Raw genomic sequence first — 20,550 nt, 5'->3', positions numbered from 1 at the left:
CGCGCTCACGCCAGCTCGCACGGCGTGTAGGTGAAAGCCTCCGGCGTCAACGGGACCCCGTAGGTGCGCAGTTGGTGGGCCCGGGTCAGCACGGCGGCCCCTTCGAGCAGGTTGAGCGCGATCTGCACCACGGACCGGTTCGCCGGTTCGGCCAGTAAGGTGCCCTCGACCCACCGGTTGAACGCGCCCATCGCCGGCCCGCACCAGATCTGGTAGTCGGCGCGCCGTGACCCGTCCCCGGTGATCGCCCACCGGCTCGAACTGCCCAGATACCAGCGGAAGACCAGCGCCATGCGGTGCTTCGGGTCGGCCTCCGCACGGGTGACCTCCGCGGGATCGCGCTGCTCCCAGAAGGCGCGGGTCCGCTGCCAGATCTCGTCGAACGGGGCGCGCAGCACATCACGTTCGATCGGGACGCGCAGCGCGGAGGGAATCTCCTCGAGCGAGCCGTGCGCCCGGTACGCCGAGTGGAGCCGGCCGGCCCGCTGGGCGAACATCGTTCCCCGGGAGAGGACCTGCAGCTTCACACCGAGCTCGAACATGTCGGCCGCCGGCGCCATGGCGACATCCGCGATGTCCGCGTCGCAGAGCATCGACTTGGCCTCGTCGGACAGGCCGGACTCGACGGCCGTCTGGTTCACCGACCCGACGACCACGTACGACGCGCCGAGTGCGAACGCGGCGGCCACCGCATCCGGCGTGCCGAGACCGCCCGCCGCCCCGATGCGGACCGGCCGACGGTAGCCGTACCGTCTGCACAGGGCGTCGCGCAGCAGGGCGATCCTCGGCAACAGGGCCGACAGCGGCCGGTTGTCGGTGTGCCCGCCGCTGTCCGCCTCCACGGTGATGTCCTCGGCCACCGGCACCCGTGCCGCCAGCTCCGCCTCCTCCGGGCTCAGTTCGCCCCGGGCGACGAGAGAGTTCAGCAACGCGGCCGGGGCGGGGGAGAGGAATTTCTCGGCCACCTCCGGGCGGGAGACCTTGGCGAGCAGCGTCGTACCCCGGACGATGCCGCCGTCCGCGCCCCGGCGCAGCCCCCGGGCCGCGCACAGCACGACAGCCGGGGTCAGCTCCATGAACGCCGATGCGGAGATCCGCGGGACACCGCTGCGCAGCAGCAGCTCGGCGACGCGCCACTCCAGCTCCGGTTCGGCCGGTGAGTGGATGAGGTTCACGCCCCAGTTCGGGCGCGGTCCCAGCACCTGGACCAGCGTGTGCACGGCCCGCTCCACGTCGGGGTAGGCCAGACCCCCCGCGCCGAAGAAGCCGAGCATGTCCGCCCGGGCCATCGCCGTCACCATCCCCGTGGTCGAGATGCCGTTCGCCATCTCACCCGCGACATAGGGGAAACGGACGCCGTGCGCCTCGCAGAAGGTGCGGCCGCCGAGCCACTCCGGATACAGCGGCGGCAGCGTACCGAGCACCGGTCCGCCGGGTACGGGACCGGTCGCGAGCCCCAGCTCACGGCCGTCCGGTCCGCTGACCACATGGACGGGTTCCCGGATCCTCCGGGCGCGGGCCGCGATCCCTTCGGGGGAGAAGGCCGGCGGGGACGCGGCCGGGGAACCGGGAGCTGCGAGGACGGACACGGAGAGGCTCCAACGGGAGAGGATGTCTGCTGGTCAGGCGTGGCGGGAGGACGAGAGGGCGGCGGGTGCGCCCGGCGAGCCGGTGCGTGCCCGGCCGGGCGGGGCCAGCCCGGACCAGAGGTAGTCGAGGCCCACGGGGGCGGACGCGCCCGAGGACCCCAGCAGTGACCTGACCCGGGTGTCGTCGAACCGCCGCCGGTGGGCGAGGTAGGACGTCATGCCCGGATAGAAGTCGAGCAGTGCTTCCAGCGCCGACGGGGCTTCCGGCTTGACCGCGACCAGTTCGATCGAGAGCGGGACCAGTTGTTCGAGCAAGGTCACGACGGTGGGCACGGGCACGTCCCGGTCATGGACGACGTGGTACGTGTCGACCCCGCCCGACGGTCTCCGGCCGGCCAGCCGCACCATGACCTCGGCGGCGTGCTCCACCTGCAACAGGTTCAGGTGGCCGTACGGATGCCCCACCGTGCGGAGGCGGGGCCGGCCGGGGTCCCCGGGGCCCGCGGCGTCTCGCGCGTCACGCAGGATCCGCTCGACGACCAGCAGCGGATGCGCGGGCAGTTCGGGGTGCGGCGGCACGTCGGAGACCAGGATGCTCGGCCGCATGACCAGGGCCGGCCGGCCGTGCTCCCTGGACCACGCGTGGACGAGCAGCTCCGCCTCGTACTTGGAGCGTTCGTAGGCGTTCTCGAAACCCCAGGAATCGTCCAGCTCGTCCTCGTAGGCCACCCCTTCACGCCGTGCTCCGGCCACGAAGGCGGTGCTCACGTGGTGGAGCAGGGGCCGGCCGCGGCCGGCGGTGGCCAGCTCCAGAAGGTGCCGGGTCCCCTCGACATTGGTCCGGCGCAGCTCCGGGAGGTCCCCCTCCAGGTTGATGCTGCCCGCACTGTGCCAGATCGTGCCGAGCCCGTCGGCGAGCTCCTGGAACGCCCGCGCGGCCAGTCCCAGCCGGGGCTGTACGAGGTCGGTCTCCACCACCCGCAGACGGCCGGGGAGCCCGGCGACGAACGCCTCCGGGGCGCCTGTCAGTTCGAAGAACCTGATGATGCGGTGAAGAGCGTCTCCCGACCCCGCGTGGGCCAGGACCGTGAGCGACCGGTGTGTGTCGAGCAGGCGACGCAACAGGCGCAGTCCGAGAAATCCGGTGGCGCCGGTGAGGGCGACATGCACGACCAATGACTCCAAGGCTTCGAAAGGAACGGATCCGCGACCGGGTGCGGAGCGACGGGCTTGCCGGGGCTGCGGCGACCAGGAGCCGCCGACGGGGCGCCACCGGCCGTTCCACGGCGCGGAGTGTCATCCGGCGGTCGTGGTGCGAGCGGTTCGTCCCGTCCGGCCGTGCCGCTACGACGAGTGCTCGCCGACCCCTCCGACGCCCCCAGCCTCGCCGAGGCTTTCCGGACCCTCCCGGGCCCGATGATCTCCGGCGCACGGCACACGATGTCAGACCGTGAGCAGGGCGGGACCTCCGATTCGATCTGCTCACCCGAACGAAGTACCCCGCGCCGAGGCGGGCGCGACCTGCACGAACGGGAGGGTTCCCGCCGCAGACAGGGACGCCCTTCCCGCCGCAGACAGGGAAGCCCGGACGCACATGAGTGACACGGCGGAGCGGAGGCGCGCGGAGCTCTGTCCCTCCTTCGGGGGATCTTGCGGACGGCGTTCCGGGACGGCGCCGCCGAGCGCGCCCGCGTTCCCGGCCGGGGCTCCGGGCGGCAGCAGACCAGTCACCGCACGGCGTACGGGCACCCGTGAGCCCGAGGGCGCACACGGCGGTCCGCCGTGACGGGTGGCGACCGGGCCGACGGGGGCGGGAGCGGCCTTCCGGTGCCGGACGGCTCCGCCGTGGCCGGTGGTCATCCTGGATGGCCGGGCGGGTCGGCCGGGTCGCCCGGTGCGGTTGGGCCGCCGCGCTCCGCCCTTCCCTCTTCCCCTCGGCCCGCTCGCTGTCGGCACGAATAGGAGCCCTGCCCCCATGCCCGTCCCCGATCAGTCCGCCCGGCCCCTCCCCTCGGACACGTCCGTCCGGCCCGGTCGGTCCGTTCCCTCTCCACGCCACCCTGCCCACTCCGTCGACCGTGCCTTCCTCAACCTGGAACGCCGCCGGCCCGACGTCCGTTGGGACGCCGGCGGCGTCGCGTACCTCAGCGGTCCGGCCCCCGCCCTGGCGGACCTTCGCGCGTATGTGGGCTTCCGCCTGGGCGAACTGCCGCTGCTCACCAGCCGGGTCGAGGGCGGCCGGCGGCTCCGGTGGCAGCCGGACGCGGACTTCGCCGTGGACCGGCACGTCCACGAGGTGGTCGCCGACGGCCCCGACGGGTGGGACGCCGCCCTGCACACCGCGCTCAACGCCCCGTTCGCGCCCGGCGCGTACTGGGGGGTCTGGCTGGTTCACGGTCACGCACCCGACGCGTACGCCGTGTGCTACCGCTTCCGCCACGCCTGCCAGGACGGTTCGGCCGCCGCCATGACCTTCCGCACGATGCTGGGCGGGGGTGAGGTCTCCGCCCGCCCGGTGCCGGGCGGGAGCCAGGGGGCCGGGGTGCCGCGGCGCGTCGGCGCGGCCGTCGGGCTGGCCACGAAATTCGCCGCCGGCACCCTCGCGGTCCGCCGGTACCGTCCCGGTGCCGCGTTCGTCCCCTCGGGGGAGCAACGGCTGTGGCGGGGGCGCGTACCGGTGGACACCCTTCGCCGGATCGGTGCGCCGCGCGGCGGCTCGGCCCACGATGTCCATCTGGCCGCACTCGCAGGGGCGTTGTCGGCCTGGTCGGACCGCTCCGGCGTACCGCTCCCACGGGTGACGGCCGTGCTGCCCGTCGACGCGCGCCGCGCCGACGAGGACCAGACATGGGGGAACCGATGCTTCGCCCTGCCGTTGGAGCTGCCCGTGCGGATCGCCTCACGACGTCCGGACGGGCCCCAGGACGGCGCGGCGTCCCTGCGGCGACTGGACCACGTCATGAAGGCGACCCGGAAGCTGCGCGGCGAGGCGTGGCGGCAGGCCATCCAGGACCTGGTGCGCTTCATGCCGGGACGCCCCACCGACTGGTACATGCGAAGGGTGCTCTCCCCGCGCGTCACCAACGTCATGGCCACCTCCATGCCGCTCGCCGACAGGGGGAGCCTGGGGGAGACGCAGGTGACGGGCACCGCCCTGCTGCCCCTGCTCGTACCCGGGCACCTCTTCGGGGTGGGGCTGTCGTTCTTCGGCGACTGGGCCGAGGTGTCCTTCGTCGCCGACCGCGCACTTCCGTCGGGGGAACTGCTGCCGGAGCTCTGGGAGCAGGCCGTGGGGGAGCTGGAGGAGAGCTCGGCGCCCGCCTGAGCACGTGACTCCCCCTGCCGGGGCGACGTGGAGGATCAGGCGGAGTCGGCGGCCGGAGCGGGGCCGGCCACGCCGGGCAGCGGCAGGAGCGTGCCGCGTGCTCGGCGCCTGCCCGCCCGGAGTTCCCTGCGGAGGGCTCGCTGGTAGGTGCGGACGTCGATCTCGATGCCGTGACGGTAGGTGGACACGTACGTCTTCTCATGGCGCCGCCGTTCACGGGCGATGGCCCGTTCCATGTCCGCCGGGGAAGGAAGGGCGACCGTGCCCTCCATCAGGTCGGTGATCCACTCCGCCTGCGGTTCGAGCAACGGGAAGGCGGCACCGGCGGGTTGGGCGAGCCCCATGAAGTAGAGCCCGGGGAGCCTCGGCGGGACCGTGCGGAGGTAGAGCTCGGTGCGGCCGCCCGGGGCGGCGAAGACGGAGGGGTCCAGGAAGGGGAAGGTGAGGGAGTAACCCGTGGCGTGGACCACGGCGTCCACGGGTTCGCGGCTGCCGTCGGTGAAGGCCGCCGTGTCCCGGTGGAAGGAGCTCACGCCGGGCTTGGGGGTGACCGCGCCCCGGGCGAGCTGGACGAGGAGTTCGTCCGAGGAGGAGGGGTGGGCGGCGAGCGGGCCCCGGACAGGTTCGGGGAGCCCGTAGTGGGCCGGGGCACCACGCGTGAGCCGCAGGAGGAGCGCCATCGCCGGCCCCTTGAGGGGCAGCGGAAGGCGGGACAGCGGGCTCCACACCAGGTGGTCCGCCGGCCGGCCGAGCAGCATCTTGGGGAAGACATGCGCCGCGTCGCGTGCGGAGAGGTAGGTCCGCGCGGCCGTCCGGGAGATCTCCGCCGCGATCTCGCACGCGGAGTTGCCCATGCCGATCACCAGCACCCTCAGCCCGGCGTACGGCTCGGGGGAGCGGTAGTCGTGCGAGTGGACGGCGGCCCCCTCGAACTCCTCGGCCCCTGGGACGGCCGGGTCGGGAAGACGGGGGGCCCAGTGGTGACCGTTGGCCACCACCACTTCGGTGTAACGCCGCGTCTCCGTCTCCCCGTCCGTGTCCCCACGGGGCCGGCGGGTGACCTCCCAGCCGCCGTCGTCCAGGGGCCGCACCGAGGTGACCTCGGTGCGGGTCGTGATGTGACGGTGCAGGCCGAAGGCCGTGGCGTAGTCCTCCAGGTAGGCGAGGACCTTGCTGTGGTGGGGAAAGACCGGGTAGGTCTCGGGCATCGCCAGCGAGGAGAAGGACATGCTCTCCTTCGAGATGTTCGCGTGCAGCGATGCGTACACCCCCGACATGCCGTTGTCGTTGCCGTACCGCCAGAGGCCGCCGATCCTCGAACCGGCCTCGAAGCAGTCGAACGGGACGCCGCGGGAGGCGAGGACCTTGCTCGCCGCCAGGCCGGACGGCCCCGCACCGATCACGCACGTTCTCCGCATGGCTGACCGACCTTCCCTCGTGTGGACGTGACCGCGGCCGGTACGCGCGTGAGCGGGACCGCACGAGGGGGCGGGACCGGACGACGGGGGCCCGGGCGCGGCGCTCCTGCCCCGGCCACGCTAGTCATCCGCGCTCCTCCGGAACCGGTCGACGGCGATGAACCCGCCGCACGCGTGACATGCCGTTCACCGCGTTGACGCCGACGCGCGTCCGGCACCGTTTCCGCTGCGTGGCCCGCTCGTTGACCACGAGCGGACCGGTCGAGCCGCCGTGTGGCCGGCCGGACGAACCGCCGGCCGGACGACGCGGACCGGTTCCGCGAACATCGGGAAGACCTGGCACGACGGAGCAGCGCGATGGACGTCAGAGATGTGCACCACTCCTACCGGCAGCACGCCGTTCTCCGGGGCGTCGACCTCTCGCTGCGCCCCGGCACCCTCGCCGGGATCGTCGGGGAGAACGGTGCCGGCAAGACCACTCTGCTGAAGGTCCTCGCCGGTGAACTCAGGCCGGACCGGGGGACGGTGCACCATGCCGGCAGGTTCGGCTACTGCCCGCAGTCCGTGGTCCTGGACGACTCCTTCACCGTTCGCCAGCATCTCGACTTCTTCCGGAGCGCGTTCGGGCTCCCGGACCTGCGGCGGGCCGGTGAGGTGATGGAGACCCTGGCCTTCACCGAGTACCTCGACCGCCGCGCCGGCCAGCTCAGCGGGGGCTCACGGCAGAAGCTGAACCTGACCCTGGCGCTCATGCACGATCCGGACGTGCTGCTGCTGGACGAGCCCTACCAGGGGTTCGACTGGGAGACGTATCTGCGCTTCTGGGAGCTGGCGACGAGTCTTCGCGACGCCGGACGCTCGGTGCTCGTCGTCTCGCACCTCGCGTACGACATCGACCGGCTGGACGTGCTGTGGCGCCTGGACGGCGGGCGCCTCACCCTTCAGGAACGGCGTGCGGGGGCGACGGCATGAGGCGGCACTGGTCCCTCTTCACCACGGCGTCCCGGTACGCGTTGATCGGGCATGCCCGCAACCGGTTCGCGATGCTGCTGGTGGTCGTGTACATCCCCGTGTGGATCGGGCTCGCCTATGTGACCATCCCCGACGGACGCGCTCCGTTCCGGCTGCGGGCCACGGGGGAGATCCTGTCCCCTCCGGGGAACCACCTCACCCAGATCACCGGTGCGCTGAACGCGGTCACCCTGATCGCCGGGTTCATGATGTTCGCGGCCACCTTCACGGGCGGCGCGTTCGACCGTCGCCTGGCCATGGCGGGATACCCGAGATACCACCTCGTCCTCGCCAAGCTCTCAGCGCTCACCTTGGTCTGCGCCGCCGTCGCCGCGTACGCGACGGCCGCCGCCGGCTTCGCGTGGGCCCCCCGGCAGCCCGTCATGCTCGCCGCCGCGCTGTTCTGTGCCGCTCTCACCTACGGCGCGTTCGGCGTGGTCCTCGGATCGGTGCTCCGCCGCGAGGTGGAGGGCATGTTCGCCATCCTGATGATCAGCATCCTCGACGTCGCCCTGCAGAACCCCCTCTCCAGCTCCGGATCGGACAGCGCCGTCGTGCGATTCCTGCCGACGTACGGAGCCGTGCAGGCGAGCATGTCCGCGGCCTTCTCCGAGGCGTCGGTGCGCGAGGGCCTCGCGATCCAGGTCCTCTGGCTCACCGGCGCCGCGGCCGCCGGATTCCTGGTCTTCCGCCGGCGTACCCGCAACGCGCTGCCACGGGAACGGAAGCGCCGAATTCCGGCTCCTGCCGGGCCCGCTGCGGCCGAGGGCGCCCAAGAGGACCCGCCCGCAAGGGCCGTGACCAAGGGAAGCCGTTGATCGTTCTGTAGCCGCGGGCGCTGACGCGGCGCCCGGACCGACACGTTCCTCGTGCAAGGAGCACCACCCTCATGAGCCTTTCGCGCACCGTCCGGCGCGGCGTCCTCACCGCCGCCCTCCTGTCGGCCTCCGCCCTGGCCGTCCCCTCGCCCGCACAGGCCGCCCCGCTGCCCCCGGCCTGTCAGGAGGCGCTGCTCGAGACCCTCGACAAGTTCCCCGTGGTCGACTTCACGGTCCCCGACAAGGTCCAGAACACGATGCTGGCCGAGGTCCTGGGGCTGAGCGAGGCCGACCAGGCGGTCCTCACCGAGACGGCGTGCGCGGCCTGGAACACCTGGGCGACCGAGAACGGTCAGGCGGTCGCGGCGGACCTCGACACCCGCTACCGGAACGCGGCCGGGCCCGTGTGCAACAAGTTCGCCAAGTCCTCCATGGCGACGATCAAGAAGTACTCCCCGAACGTGCCGGCCGCGACGCGGGAACTGGAGAAGGTGGCCAAGAAGGTCTGGAAGAACTCCATGGAGAAGCTGGCCGCGGAGGCCACGAACGCCGACTGCCGTACCGCCTACACCGGGGTGAAGGCCGGCTGGTAGCGGAAACCGGTCCGACCGGCCTGCGCCCACGGGGTGACGCGTGTGAGCAGGCCGCGCACGCCGTCGGGCTGACCCCGGCGGCTCGGCCGTTCGCCACCTGGATGTGGCGTCCACGGCGTGATGTTCGCCCACGCTGAGGCACTTACCGTCACAGGTTCCCCGTGCGACGGTAAACTCCGGGCGTGAGAGCCGACGCCGTACGCAACATGGAAGCGGTCCTGACCACCGGGGCGCGCATGCTGGCCGCCGATCCGGGCGCCAGTATCGCGAGCATCGCCGCCGAGGCCGGGGTGGACCGTCGTACGGTCTACCGGCGGTTCGCCTCCCGCGAGGAACTCCTCGCGGCCGTCCACACGGCCCGGCTGGAGGCCATCGAGGACGCGCGACTGCGCGAGGCCCCGGTAGCTGTGGCATTGCACCGGTACGTCGAGGACGCCGACGTGGCCGAGGCGGTTCAAGGGCTGAAGTTCAGCTCGCTGCTCAACAACGGCGAGTCCTGCATCGCCCAGACCCGCATCCTTGTCCCGCGGTCCCGTCATGAGGAGATCGTGGCCGCGCTGAAGGAGCTCGTGGAGTCCCTGAAGGTGGGTGACCCCGGGGAGCCGGACACCTTCATCGGCCCGATGATCCGCCCGGACCAGCAGCAGCGGGTGCGCGACTACATCGCGCTGGGCATCGAGGAAGGTGCCCGCCTGGTGACCGGAGGCCCGCAGGTCCCCGAGGGCCTGGAAGAAGGCAACTACGTCACCCCGACCGTGTTCGCCGACGTCGACAACTCGATGCGGATCGCGCAGGAGGAGATCTTCGGCCCCGTCCTGGTCGTCATCGCGTACGACGACGAGGACGACGCCGTACGCATCGCCAACGACTCCGAGTACGGCCTCTCAGGCGGTGTGTGGTCCTCCGACGAGACCCGCGCCCTGGCCGTGGCGCGCCGGATCCGCACCGGGACCGTGACCGTCAACGGCGCTTCCGTCGGCTTCGACGGTCCGTTCGGAGGCTTCAAGGCCAGCGGCATCGGTCGCGAGTACGGGGCTGCCGGCCTCGCGCAGTACACCGAGTACAAGACCATCACCGTCTGAACGGTTCAGTGCGCCGCGAGCGCGCCTCGCCGAGCGGTCTTTTCGTTTCCGTGCCAGTCCAGAATGAGGACGGTCGCGTCGTCCTTGAGATTGCCCTGGCAGGCGTCCAGCACCGCAGTCGTCAGCGTGCGGACGGCCTCCCTCGGGTGCGAGGCGCCGGTCTCGCCCACAAGAGTGGCCAGCTCGACAGCCGCGGCCCCTCGTTCCTGCATTCCGTCGGTGAGCAGGACGAGGCGGTCGCCGGGTCGCAGCTGAAGCGTCTGGAGCTGGTAGGAGGTGGGCGCCGCGACGCCGAACGGCAGGTTGACCGCGAGCTTGACCTCCTCGGCCTCTGTGGCCCCTTCCCGCAGGCGAAGGGGCCAGGGGTGCCCCGCGTTGACGAGTTCGCAGGTGCCCGTCTCGAGCCGGACGCACAGCAGCTGCCCGGTCGCCAGCCCACGGTTGTGGCTCAGCAGGGCCTCCTGAGCGTGATCGGCCTGGCGCAGCGCGTCGCAGCCCGCACGGCGGGCGCCGCGCAGCGCGCCCGTGACCAGTGTCGCCAGCAGGGCGGACTCGGTGTCATGGCCCATGGCGTCGGTGATGGACAGGTGCAGCGTGTCCTGGTCGAGGGTGTAGTCGTAGGTGTCGCCCCCGATGTCGTCGGCCGGGACAAGACCTGCGGCGAGGGTGAACTGGGGAGCCTCGCAGCAGGAAGCCGAAGGAAGCAGCTGATGCTGGATCTCGGCGGCCAGGCTGGTCCGGGTGGTGCGCCGGCCGGCCTGGTACAGGTCGGTGAATCGGCGGTCCGTCACGATGATGTAAGCCAGCGCGTGGGCCGCTTCGCTGATCTGTTCGAGCACCGCCTCGTCGGTGTGCTGCAGTGTCAGCTCCAGCACACCGATGCAGTCGCCCCTGTTGCTCACCGGCGAGATCACGCGGCGTCCGCCCTGGCCGTCCGGCCACACGTGCTGGCGCTGGCTGCGGAGCACCGTGTCGTAGACGCTGCCCTGCAGACCGATCCGCTCCGGAACATCCGCCATGTCACCCTCGACGGGCGCGGTCAGGCGCAGCAGCCGTTCCCCCAGGAGGTCGACGAACAGGAACGACACGCTCTGCGCCCCGAAGCGCTTGCGCAGATCGTGCGCGACCACGCCGACGGACGCCCCGGGCGGGGCGGACTCCGCGGCGGCCAGAAGCTCGCCAAGTTCCAGGTCTCTGCCATCCATGGCAACCTCCCATCGTCTGTCGCCCTTGTGCCCTGGGATTCGCCGACCTCACTTCGCAGCTTCTCGGCAGCCCTCGCCTCCTCCTCCACGACGCAGGCGCTCGGATGCCAGGTCCGGCTCTCCTTCGCGGACTGTTCCGGGGCCACCTCACGCCTTCGACCGCGGTACGGCGGAGACGCGGTCCAGTACGTCGTCGCGGCGCACGACGTCGAACAGCCCGCGAGTGGCCGCCCCCGGCCCGGCCTCCGTGCGTCGCCACCCCGCCGTGAAGGCCCGCGACGGTCACCGGATGCGCCGTGCGCGAGTGCGTGATCCGATACGAAGGTGTCGCCCTTCCGCCCACCGCAGACTGGCTTGCCGGCCCCGCCACCCGGCCCCTCGGGCCGGTGGCGCCAGGCCTTGGAGCGCAGGCTGGACCGGGTCGTGTACGTCCTGCCCGTCTGGTTGCGGCGGCGCCGGGTGGGCTGGCTGCTGCCGCTGGCGGCGCTGCTCGCGGTCGCCGTCACCGACTGGAACACCTCCGGTGACTTCCGGGCGCTCTCCTGGATCGTGATGGTCCCGGGCCTCGCCGCCGCGCTCTGTCCGGTCTGGGTGACCGCGGTCTTCGGGCTCGTCTCCGTCGTGGCGTACCTGGGGCTCGACGCAGCCTGGTCGCACGAGTACAGGGCCGGTCTGCCCGACTTCATCCTGGTCGCCGCGGGCAGCGTGCTCGCGATCGCCGCCTGCTGGCTCCGGCTGCGCCGGGAAGGCCGAATCCTGCACATCCGCAACGTCGCGGACGCGACCCGCGCCACCGTGCTGCGCGACATGCCGCCGCACATTCACGGTGTCGAGAATGCCCACATCTATCTCCCTGCCGACGCGGTGGCCCGGCTGGGCGGCGACTTCTACGACCTCCAGCCGTGCCGCTGGGGAGCCCGGGCCCTCATCGGCGACGTGCAGGGGAAAGGGCTGGGTGCCCTGGCCGCGGCCGCCGCGATCCTCGGAACGTTCCGCGAGGCCGGCTACCACGTGCCGAGCCTCGGCACCGTCGCAGGACGGCTGGAAGTACGGATGGAACGCCAGAGCCAGCTCGGCGTGGCCATGGGGTACGCGCAGCCCGACCGCTTCGCGACCGCCGTGCTGATGGGATTCCCCAACCCTGGCTGCGGCGAGTCATGGGTGGACGTCGTCGATTTCGGCCACGAGCCGCCGCTGGTCGTGAGCCCGCGCGGGGTCAGGGTGCTGCGGGTGGCCAACCGGCTGCCCCTCGGCCTCAGCGACCTGGATCCGGCCGGGGTGGCACCCGCCGTGACCCACCGCTTCAGGCTGGCCGACGACGACGTCATCGTGCTGACCACCGACGGAGTCACCGAGGCTCGAAACGCGGCGGGCGAGTTCTTCCCGCTTCGCTCGTTCCTGGAGGACGCCGTCGTCCGTGATCCTGGCGCGGTGGCTTCCGCACGCCAGGTGGCCGCGCTGGTCTCGGAGGGGCTGCTGCGGCACTCCGGGGGGCGGCTCCACGACGACACGACGATCTTCACGCTGCGGTTCTCCGCCACCGAGGACACGTACTGGACGCTGCCGCGGGAAGAAACCGCCGCGCGGACGCTCGGTCCGCTGCCCGCCGGTGACGGTCCGTTCCATCCGGGCATCGTCCGGCTGCGGAGGGGCCCCGAGGAGGGCCCCACCGCAGCGCGCGGTCCCGACGCGGCCGAGTGAGCAGGGTTACGGGCAGTCTCCGTGGTGTCAGGCGCATCGCGGTCTTCCGGACCAGCGACGGCCACTGCCGCGGGTCCGGGGCCAGGTCAGGCGGACGGGGCCTCGGTCCTGGCGGGGGTTGCCGGGACCTCCCCCTCGTCCAGGGCGATGTCCTTCGTCTCCTTGCCGATGAGGAGGGCGGTCAGGGTGAGGACGGCCATCACCGAGAGGTAGACACCGACCAGCCACGGGGAGCCGTCGCCGGCCTCCCAGAGGGCGACCGCGACGAACGGGGCGACAGCCGCGCCGAGGATGGAACTGACGTTGTAGGCGATGCCGGAGCCCGTGTAGCGGACGCTGGTCGGGAAGAGCTCCGGGAGCATCGCACCCATCGGGCCGAACGTCGTACCCATCAGCGTGAAGCCGAGGACCAGCCACAGTACGACGCCGAGCGTGCCCAGGTTGATCAGCGGCACCCAGACCAGGCCGAAGACGATGATGCCGGCGGTGACCCATACGAGGGTCCTGCGGCGGCCGTACTTGTCCGCGAGCGGGCCGGAGATCAGGGTGAACGCGGCGAAGAACAGCACGCCGAAGATCATCATCAGGACGAACGTGGTGTAGCTGTAGCCGAGACCCGGAACGTCCGCGTCCTCGGCGGTGCGGCCGTAGCTGAGCGAGAACGTCGTCATCAGATAGAAGAGGACGTACGTCGCCAGCATCGCGAAGCTGCCCAGGACCAGCTGCTTCCAGTGGTGACGGAAGACGGTGGCCAGTGGCAGCTTGCGGACCTTGCCGGTCTCCTGTGTCTTCGCGAAGACCTGCGACTCGACCAGACGCATGCGTACCCACAGCCCGATCGCGACCATGACGGCCGAGAACAGGAAGGGGATCCGCCACCCCCAGCTCTGGAAGGCCTCGGAGGGCTGCGAGGGGTCGGCGCCCGCCGCGGAGGGCAGCAGCGCGGCGATGACCAGGAACAGGCCGTTGCCGATGATGAACCCGAGCGGGGCGCCCAGCTGGGGGAAGGTACCCCATAGCGCGCGCTTCCCGGCAGGCGCGTTCTCGGTGGCGACCAGGGCCGCGCCGCTCCACTCACCGCCGAGCGCGAAGCCCTGGGCGAGTCGCATCAGCACCAGCAGCGCCGTGGCGACCCAGCCGGCTTGCGCGTACGTCGGCAGAACGCCGATCAGGAAGGTGGCGATGCCCATCGTGAGCAGCGAGGCCACCAGGGTGCCCTTGCGGCCGAGACGGTCGCCGAGGTGCCCGAAGACGATCGCACCGATGGGGCGGGCGACCATCGCCGCGCCGAACACCGCGAAGGAGGAGAGCAGAGCCGTGGTCGGGTCGCTGCTCGGGAAGAAGAGTTTCGGGAAGACCAGGACCGCGGCGGTCGCGTAGACGTAGAAGTCGTAGAACTCGATCGTCGTGCCGATGAGGCTGGCGATCAGGACGCGGGAGCGCGAGTTGACGGGCGCGGCGTCGGCCTGGGAATGCGACGGGGCCTGGGTGGGCCCGGTGCTGGGAGCGTACATCTCTGGGGCTTTCCCACGAGGGCGTAGTGCGGCCGTCGACGTAGGGGGCGCCGGCGGTCCCGCACGGCGGTGCGGGTCCCCCTCGTGGCAAGGCCGCGCGACCCGTGCGGGCGTCGAAACGATCTCACGCATCTCACGGACCGGTTATGTGTCGTCCAGGATCTGAGACGGTACACCCCGTCGCCGGGCTGTTCCGGCCCGTCGGCCGCGCCCCGGCCCGTCGGCCGCGCCCCGGCCCGTCGGCCGCGCCCCGGCCGCCCGCTCGCCACGCGGCCCCAGGACCCGGGTGAGGGCGCCCGCAGGCGGCGGCGCTCACACGTGGGCGGCCTCCCAGCGGACCGCGAGGTCCAGGAGGTGGCGGTCGCTTCCGCGCGGGCCCACCAGGCACAGGCCCACTGGGGCGGTGCGGCTGTGGACAGGGATGCTGACAGCGCAGCGGCCCGTGAGCCCGGCGAGGCAGGTGAGCTGGAAGGTCTGGGCCCTGGCCTGCTCGATGACCGGGCCGCCGAGTGCGGCCTCCTCACGGGTGGGAGCCACCGAGGACGCGGACGGCAGGATGAGTATCCGGTTGCCGAGCAGGTCGTCGACACGGGCGCGTGCCTCGCGCAGGACCCGCTCGGCCGCCGCGAGGTCGTCCGGGGTGTACTTCGACGCGGTCTCGAAACGGGACCTGACATCCGGGTTGAGCGACTCCCAGTGCCGCGAGACCCACGGCCCCCACTGGCGCCAGGCCTCCACGCCCTGCTTGGTCTGGAAGGCGCGCACCCAGCCGGGCAGCACACCGGCGTCGAACCGTACGCCCCGGATGCGCGGCAGTCCGGCGGCGCGCCAGCCGCCCACCGCCCGGCGCACCGAGGCGGCGACCTCCGGTGAGGCCACGTCGATGATCTCCTGGGCGAGTACGGCACCGGACGGAGCCGGGCCGCCGTCACGGGGCAGCAGCACCCGCCCCGCGGCGCGCAGCGCCCTGGCGTCACGCGTGATCCACCCGACCGTGTCGAAGGACGGCGCGAGCGGCAGCAGCCCCTTGGTGGACACCGCGCGGTGGCTCGGGCGGATTCCGTACAGACCCTGGTAGGAGGAGGGGATGCGGATCGAGCCTCCCGTGTCGGTGCCGAGACCGATGTCGGCCTGGCCCAGTGCGACGGCACTGGCGGGACCTGAGGTCGAGCCGCCCGAAATGCGCTCCGGAGCCGCCGGGTTGGGCGGCGTACCGTAATGTCCGTTCGTGCCTGCCAGGCTGTACGCGAACTCATCGGTACGGGCAATTCCGGCGACGGCCGCCCCCGCCGCGAGCAACGCCGCAACGGCCGGAGCCGTGGTGGCTTCCGGGCGGCTCCCGGCCAGCCACTCAGGGTTGCCCGCACCCACCCGATGCCCCTCGACGGCGAACAGATCCTTGACGGCCACGGTCAGTCCGGCCAGCGGACCGGATCCCGTCGCGGGCACCAGTGGGTCGCCGAGCTCTCTCCACACCGTGGGATCGGGCTCCCCGGACGGACGGGTGTCCTGTGCCGGCTCCCTGCCGGCTCGCGACGCCGCGAACGCCGGCTGTCCCGCGGACGAGACCAACGCCCCTGCCCCTGCCGCCGCCGCGAGTCCAAGAATCGACCGCCGGTTCGTCCACATCTGGCGCACCCCTCATCTCGTATGCCGGTGATGGACGCTAGGCGGGGTGTGTATCGGCGCGGTTTCGCCGTCATGGGTGACAGGTAAACGGCCGACCGGACAGGAAAGGTCACCTGTCTGATCGGCGGAACCGGTATACGAGACCCGGCCCGCGCCCACGACCCGCCCCGTCGCACCTCTGGCTGTGCGGTGCACGCATCACCACCCCACTGGACCGGCACGGGCCGGCGACAGCGACGAAATGGCCTACGCATCACAGGTTTTTCCATCCGGACAGGGGGGCCGACGAGAAAGCGGGCACGGCGACCGGCTGCCGCCGGGGGCAATCCTCAGCGCTTGACCCGGTTGCGGACAGCGAGCACGGCCAGGCCCAGCAGGACCGGCTCGGTGAGGCGGGAGGCCATCTCGACGTAGGTGCCGGCGGTCGTCAGGTCCTGATCGGAGTGGGAATCGGGCGCGGCGACATGCACGGGAGGACGTTCGAGGGCGGTCGGACGGTTGCCGGCCCTCTCCGGCCCTCTCCGGCAGGACCGGGGGAGGGCCGTGGCCGGCCTGGCCGCTGTGGTGCGTGGGTCCAGCGCGCAGCGCATGCTCAGGCCGGAGCTGGTCAAGCCGGGCGTCGCTCCGGAGGGCCGCCCGCGACCGTCAGCAGGTCCACCACGAAGATGAGCGTCGAGTTCGCCGGGATCGAGGCAGAGGGGGACTGCTTGCCGTAACCGAGGCGCGGAGGAACGATGATCTGGCGCCGGCCGCCGGCCCTCATTCCCCTCACTCCACGGTCCAAACCCTTGATGACCTTGCCGCCGCCCACGGCGAACTTGAACAGCCGGTCGCGCTCCCAGGAGGAGTCGAACTCCCTTCCGGACGCGAAGGTGACCCCTACGTAGTGAACCTGGACGACCCGGCCCGGCTGCGCCTCGGGCCCGCCCCCGACCACGATGTCCCGGATCGTCAGCTCGGTGGGCGCATCACCCTCCGGAACCTCGATCCCGGGCTTCTCCAGTTCACTCATCACGGTCCCCTCGTTCGCCACCGGATTCCCCGGCACGGGCCGGCCGGACACATGGACATCCCATGCGGCAGGACGATCACGGTACCGGGAACGCGCGAGCTCAGGGGTGCACCCGTGCCACGGATGGAAGTAGCCGTCTGCCCGACGTGCGTGCGCGGGCTGCCGGTGGGGCTACCCGGCCTTGCGCTCCCGGCGCGTGCGCTCGAACTCATCGACATCCGACATCCACGGGCCGTACTGGTCCAGTGCGGCGCAGCCACCGCGGACGAAGGCGCTCACCAGGGTCCGGTACCCGCGCATCCCGTCGACGAGGCTGTACTCGACCCGGTACTCCGGATCCGACCCGCCATCGCCCTCGCGTTCCGTCGTGATCCGGGCGATGGAGTCCGCGTAGAAGTGGAGCTGGATTCCTTCACCCTTCTTCTCGTCCTCGATGGTGAACACTTCGTTGTCCGAGGCGGAGCGATCGCCGACGAACTCCCAGAACTCCTCCGTGGCAGTGCGAGGACTACCGGGGAGCCACTTCCTTTCGACATCCTTGTCGTCGGTGAACGAGAGGGGCGTCCTCCTCGCACCTTCGCCGGCGGCTTCCCCGTCGCCCACGGGCGCGTTCCTGGAGCGGTCCGCGGCCTCCGAGCACATCAGGAAGCTCACGGTGCGCACCGCGTCATCGACGAGTCCCGGGTGCGCGCGGCGCACGGCCGCGTCGACCGTCGTGGCCATCCGGTCCCAGTCGCGCTTGTCCGTGGCTCGCTTGCCCCGTCGCGGATCGCGGCCGAGCCGCATACCGGCGCACGCCTGCTCCGCGGTGGCGATCACACGTATGACCTCGGGCAGCAGCGCGGGGTCGACGGCAGCGGGCGTCCGCCTCGGAATCGTCGCGCCGTGCACGTACTGGCCCGTGTACATCAGAAGCGCGGCGTCGAGCGGACCGAGTTCCACTCCGCGTTCGGCGCGACGGCGGTCCGCACGGTGCTTCTGAGCGCGTTTCCCGTCGGAGGTCTCCGTTGCCGCACGCATCGCCGCGCAGACCTGACCGCGCTCGAGCAGATCGATGTCAGCCCCATGGGCGATGAGCCGGCTCCTGTCCCACGGGATGCGTCGGAAGAGTGCGTCGACGTCGGCGGGCGCTGAGAGAAGGACCGGGTCCAGGAGCGCGGCTGCGGCGTTCTCGTCGAGCCGGCCCCGGGTTCCGGCGGCGTCGCACAGTGGAAGGACCGCACTCCACAGCAGGAGATGCCTGCCCAGGTCCTCCTGTATCACCGCAAGATGGGCATCCCTGATCGGGAAAGTGAACGTGCGAGGCTCGTGGTTGGCGTCGGCACCGGCGCCGAGCATCAGTTTCAGCTCACCGTCCTCGCGGATCACGTTCGGGATCCAGCCGCTCCTGCGCGTGAAAACGATGTCTCTCATGGCCTCAGTCTTCCCCATCGGATGAGGCCAGGGCCGAGGGGTGAGGTGCAAGGGCCACCGCTCGTACGTGGGCCGGACGGTGGCGGACCGAGGGGAGTAGGCGTGGTCACCGCTCCCACAGGCCGTCGACTTCGCCGTGCGCACTTCGGCCCCGGTCGAGGCCCGCGTCCGTGACCGTGCGACGCGTGGGACTCCCGTCGGGGCCTGGCCTGGAAACAGGCCAGGCCCCGACGGATACCGACGCGACCGGCAGACTCACCCGCCCCTGCGGACTTCCGCCTGGCACCTGCGCGCCCTCGTGTCCGCGGTGGTGCCCCCGGACCGGGCTTCGCAGCTCGCATGCCGCGCAGGAGTGTTGAGTTGCCCGTGTTTCATTCGGCCCAGGGCATCGGCGGGACGGGAGCGAACGTGGTCTCGGGGTGAGCGGCCACACCCTCGGTCGCGTTCGCCATGGGCAGGGTCAGTTCCAGCACGTGCAGTGCGTGATCTGTCGGCAGGTGCGACGTGGCCTTTCCGGCCACAGCCGCCGCGAAGTCCGCCACGCCCCGGGCGAAGTGTCGTTGTGGTGATCGCCCAGGCCCGCGAGGCGCCCGGTGTCCCGGGCGGCTGCCCGAACGACGCGGTCGTGACTTTCGCTCCGCTCAGCAGGTCCGGAAGACCCCCTTCGGGATCGTCCTGGGCCCATGCCGCGAGAATCAATCGTCACTCGGGCGATAATCGGGGGACCCGTCGAGGCCGCGCCGTTATGGTGTGCCGATGACGTCGATCAGGCAGGTCCAAATCACCTTCGACTGTGCGGAACCCGAGCGCGTCGCCCGGTTCTGGTGCGAGGTGCTGGGGTACGTCCTACCGCCGCCGCCCGAGGGGTTCGACAGCTGGGCCGATTACGATCGCTCGCTGGCGCCCGAGCGGCAAGGGGCGTCGTTCGCCTGCGTCGATCCCTCCGGTGCCGGTCCGCGCCTGTACTTCCAGCGTGTTCCCGAAGGGAAGATCGTCAAGAACCGGGTGCATCTCGACGTGCGTGTCGGCACCGGGCTCGTGGGTGACGAGCGCCTCGCCGCACTCGAAAAGGAGTGCGCGCGGCTGATGGCGCTCGGCGCGGTGCACGAGCGCACACTGCTCGCCGACGGCGTCGACGAGTCCTGCATCGGGATGCGGGACGTCGAGGGCAACGAGTTCTGTCTCGACTGAGGCACCGCGAACATCCTGACGACGGCGTCACGCACCCACGACTCAGCCGCCCTGCACCGTGAATGACAGGGCGTCAGTGCCCCGGCGCAGGCATGGCGTACGGGCGGAGGACCATGAGAGGGCCCTCCGAGGTCGCCACCATGGCGAAGGGGAACCGGTCGAGTTCCAGGCAGAGCGCGATGTCATCGGGATGGACGCCCTGGCGCACACCCTCCGCCAGCTCGGACGCGGCGCGCGACTCGCCCGCGCGGCGGAGGTAGCCGGCCGCGTCCGTCCCCGCCCCGGCGGCCCGCCCGGCGATGTACTGGGCACACGCCAGGTCTTCATCGGCGCGCCCGTCCTCGCCGGTGACCACGTACGTGACGCTGTCGCACTCGCGTGTCCGCAGGAGCCGCGCCGTCGCCTCCGCCACCACGAAGCTCGCGCACAGCACCAGTGACGCGTCCCTCACCGCGAGGGCGCCGACCGTACCCGCCGTGGTCTTCTGGACGACGGTCCTTCCGCCGAGGTCGAGGGAGCGCAGCAGGCCCGGAGAGTTGACGGTGTCGAATCCGGGTGCGGGGGCACCGTCCTTGATCGCCACCCACTCCGGGTGGCGAGCCTTCAGGGCTTGTGCCCCGTCCAGCGACTCGGCGAGAACGATCTTCTCCGCGCCCTGGGCGAAGGCCCAGGCCGCCACCGTGAACGCGCGCATGACATCGATGACGACCGCCACGGGCGGAGCCTCGACGTCGACCAGCTCGGGTATGCCGAGGAAACGTGTGTCCATGCGGGCATGATCGCGTATGAGCGACCCGAGGCACCCGGATGGTGGCGCGCATCACACCGACGGGTGGAAACAGCAAAGGCAAGGAGAACCCTCTCCTTGCCTCTCCCAAGTTATAGCGCGCCGGGGGGCTTGCCGCAAGGCCCGGGTCACGGCGCAGAATCGTCGGCCGATGCCACAATCCGCGGAGATGGAGGAACGACGTGCGTGAGTTGCCGTCGATGTACGAACCGGTGGTGGGACCGGCGACGCCGCTGCCGGTGTGCCCGCCGCCCGGCCCATC

Annotated in this window: 17 protein-coding genes and 2 pseudogenes; 8 read left to right on the top strand and 11 right to left on the bottom strand. The window is 71.6% G+C overall.

Features of this window, described 5'->3' with window-relative positions; genetic code table 11:
* Positions 1 to 5 precede the first annotated feature (5 nt).
* Together ACWCQM_RS09560 and ACWCQM_RS09555 are read right to left on the bottom strand one after the other, a co-directional pair.
* Positions 6 to 1,589: a PfaD family polyunsaturated fatty acid/polyketide biosynthesis protein gene (locus tag ACWCQM_RS09560; protein ID WP_450914717.1), complete on the bottom strand. Its 1,584-nt coding sequence runs from the start codon at positions 1,587 to 1,589 to the stop codon at positions 6 to 8.
* A gap of 33 nt (positions 1,590 to 1,622) precedes the next feature.
* A complete protein-coding gene (locus ACWCQM_RS09555; RefSeq protein WP_450914716.1) occupies positions 1,623 to 2,774 on the bottom strand; it encodes an SDR family oxidoreductase in 1,152 nt (383 codons plus the stop codon).
* 790 nt (positions 2,775 to 3,564) lie between these two features.
* On the opposite strand from ACWCQM_RS09555, the gene ACWCQM_RS09550 reads away from it, so the two are divergent.
* Entirely contained in the window at positions 3,565 to 4,914 is a 1,350-nt protein-coding gene (locus ACWCQM_RS09550; protein ID WP_450914715.1) for a hypothetical protein, read from the top strand.
* A gap of 35 nt (positions 4,915 to 4,949) precedes the next feature.
* Here the strand turns inward: ACWCQM_RS09550 and ACWCQM_RS09545 are convergent, their stop codons facing one another.
* The gene (locus tag ACWCQM_RS09545; protein ID WP_450914714.1) at positions 4,950 to 6,332 is read right to left on the bottom strand and encodes a flavin-containing monooxygenase; all 1,383 of its coding nucleotides are present in this window, start codon (positions 6,330 to 6,332) and stop codon (positions 4,950 to 4,952) included.
* A 357-nt stretch (positions 6,333 to 6,689) separates the two neighbouring features.
* Here ACWCQM_RS09545 and ACWCQM_RS09540 point away from each other — a divergent pair, with 357 nt between their 5' ends.
* The 5 genes and pseudogenes from ACWCQM_RS09540 to ACWCQM_RS09520 form a co-directional block, all read left to right on the top strand.
* Complete coding sequence (locus ACWCQM_RS09540) at positions 6,690 to 7,304, top strand: ABC transporter ATP-binding protein (RefSeq protein ID WP_450914713.1); 615 nt, start codon at positions 6,690 to 6,692, stop codon at positions 7,302 to 7,304.
* Positions 7,301 to 8,161 carry an ABC transporter permease gene (locus ACWCQM_RS09535; RefSeq protein ID WP_450914712.1) on the top strand — a complete coding sequence of 287 codons (861 nt, stop codon included), beginning with the start codon at positions 7,301 to 7,303 and terminating at the stop codon, positions 8,159 to 8,161. The genes ACWCQM_RS09540 and ACWCQM_RS09535 overlap by 4 nt, the downstream gene beginning before the upstream one ends.
* A 71-nt stretch (positions 8,162 to 8,232) precedes the next feature.
* A complete protein-coding gene (locus tag ACWCQM_RS09530) occupies positions 8,233 to 8,754 on the top strand; it encodes a hypothetical protein (protein WP_450914711.1) in 522 nt (173 codons plus the stop codon).
* A gap of 206 nt (positions 8,755 to 8,960) precedes the next feature.
* A pseudogene (locus tag ACWCQM_RS09525) lies at positions 8,961 to 9,092 on the top strand (TetR family transcriptional regulator); the annotation flags it as partial.
* 93 nt (positions 9,093 to 9,185) lie between these two features.
* Positions 9,186 to 9,836, top strand: a pseudogene (locus ACWCQM_RS09520) (aldehyde dehydrogenase family protein); the annotation flags it as partial.
* Between the two features lie 5 nt (positions 9,837 to 9,841).
* On the opposite strand, the gene ACWCQM_RS09515 reads toward ACWCQM_RS09520, so the two are convergent.
* On the bottom strand, positions 9,842 to 11,041 hold the full coding sequence (locus ACWCQM_RS09515) for a PP2C family protein-serine/threonine phosphatase (protein ID WP_450914710.1): 1,200 nt from the start codon (positions 11,039 to 11,041) through the stop codon (positions 9,842 to 9,844).
* A 354-nt stretch (positions 11,042 to 11,395) separates the two neighbouring features.
* Here ACWCQM_RS09515 and ACWCQM_RS09510 point away from each other — a divergent pair, with 354 nt between their 5' ends.
* Complete coding sequence (locus ACWCQM_RS09510) at positions 11,396 to 12,742, top strand: PP2C family protein-serine/threonine phosphatase (RefSeq protein WP_450914709.1); 1,347 nt, start codon at positions 11,396 to 11,398, stop codon at positions 12,740 to 12,742.
* Between the two features lie 86 nt (positions 12,743 to 12,828).
* Here ACWCQM_RS09510 and ACWCQM_RS09505 read toward each other — a convergent pair whose 3' ends face one another.
* The 6 genes from ACWCQM_RS09505 to ACWCQM_RS09480 all read right to left on the bottom strand — a co-directional run bounded on the left by ACWCQM_RS09505 (position 12,829) and on the right by ACWCQM_RS09480 (position 18,852).
* A complete protein-coding gene (locus ACWCQM_RS09505; protein WP_450914708.1) occupies positions 12,829 to 14,256 on the bottom strand; it encodes an MFS transporter in 1,428 nt (475 codons plus the stop codon).
* Between the two features lie 312 nt (positions 14,257 to 14,568).
* Positions 14,569 to 15,705 carry an amidase family protein gene (locus ACWCQM_RS09500; RefSeq protein WP_450914707.1) on the bottom strand — a complete coding sequence of 379 codons (1,137 nt, stop codon included), beginning with the start codon at positions 15,703 to 15,705 and terminating at the stop codon, positions 14,569 to 14,571.
* A gap of 509 nt (positions 15,706 to 16,214) precedes the next feature.
* Positions 16,215 to 16,355 carry a hypothetical protein gene (locus ACWCQM_RS09495; RefSeq protein WP_450914851.1) on the bottom strand — a complete coding sequence of 47 codons (141 nt, stop codon included), beginning with the start codon at positions 16,353 to 16,355 and terminating at the stop codon, positions 16,215 to 16,217.
* Between the two features lie 137 nt (positions 16,356 to 16,492).
* Entirely contained in the window at positions 16,493 to 16,897 is a 405-nt protein-coding gene (locus tag ACWCQM_RS09490) for an FKBP-type peptidyl-prolyl cis-trans isomerase (RefSeq protein WP_450914706.1), read from the bottom strand.
* 171 nt (positions 16,898 to 17,068) lie between these two features.
* Complete coding sequence (locus ACWCQM_RS09485; protein ID WP_450914705.1) at positions 17,069 to 18,310, bottom strand: DUF6357 family protein; 1,242 nt, start codon at positions 18,308 to 18,310, stop codon at positions 17,069 to 17,071.
* Positions 18,311 to 18,681: 371 nt separating this feature from the next.
* Complete coding sequence (locus tag ACWCQM_RS09480; protein WP_450914704.1) at positions 18,682 to 18,852, bottom strand: hypothetical protein; 171 nt, start codon at positions 18,850 to 18,852, stop codon at positions 18,682 to 18,684.
* 214 nt (positions 18,853 to 19,066) lie between these two features.
* Here ACWCQM_RS09480 and ACWCQM_RS09475 point away from each other — a divergent pair, with 214 nt between their 5' ends.
* Entirely contained in the window at positions 19,067 to 19,501 is a 435-nt protein-coding gene (locus tag ACWCQM_RS09475) for a VOC family protein (protein WP_450914703.1), read from the top strand.
* Between the two features lie 73 nt (positions 19,502 to 19,574).
* On the opposite strand, the gene ACWCQM_RS09470 is transcribed toward ACWCQM_RS09475, so the two are convergent.
* Positions 19,575 to 20,270, bottom strand: coding sequence for a 2-phosphosulfolactate phosphatase (locus tag ACWCQM_RS09470; protein WP_450914702.1), 696 nt, complete (start codon positions 20,268 to 20,270; stop codon positions 19,575 to 19,577).
* Positions 20,271 to 20,550: the final 280 nt, after the last annotated feature.

The sequence above is a fragment of the Streptomyces sp. NPDC002125 genome (assembly GCF_053593715.1).
Note: the sequence above shows the minus strand (reverse complement) of the source record. Positions and strands in the feature narration are given on the sequence as shown.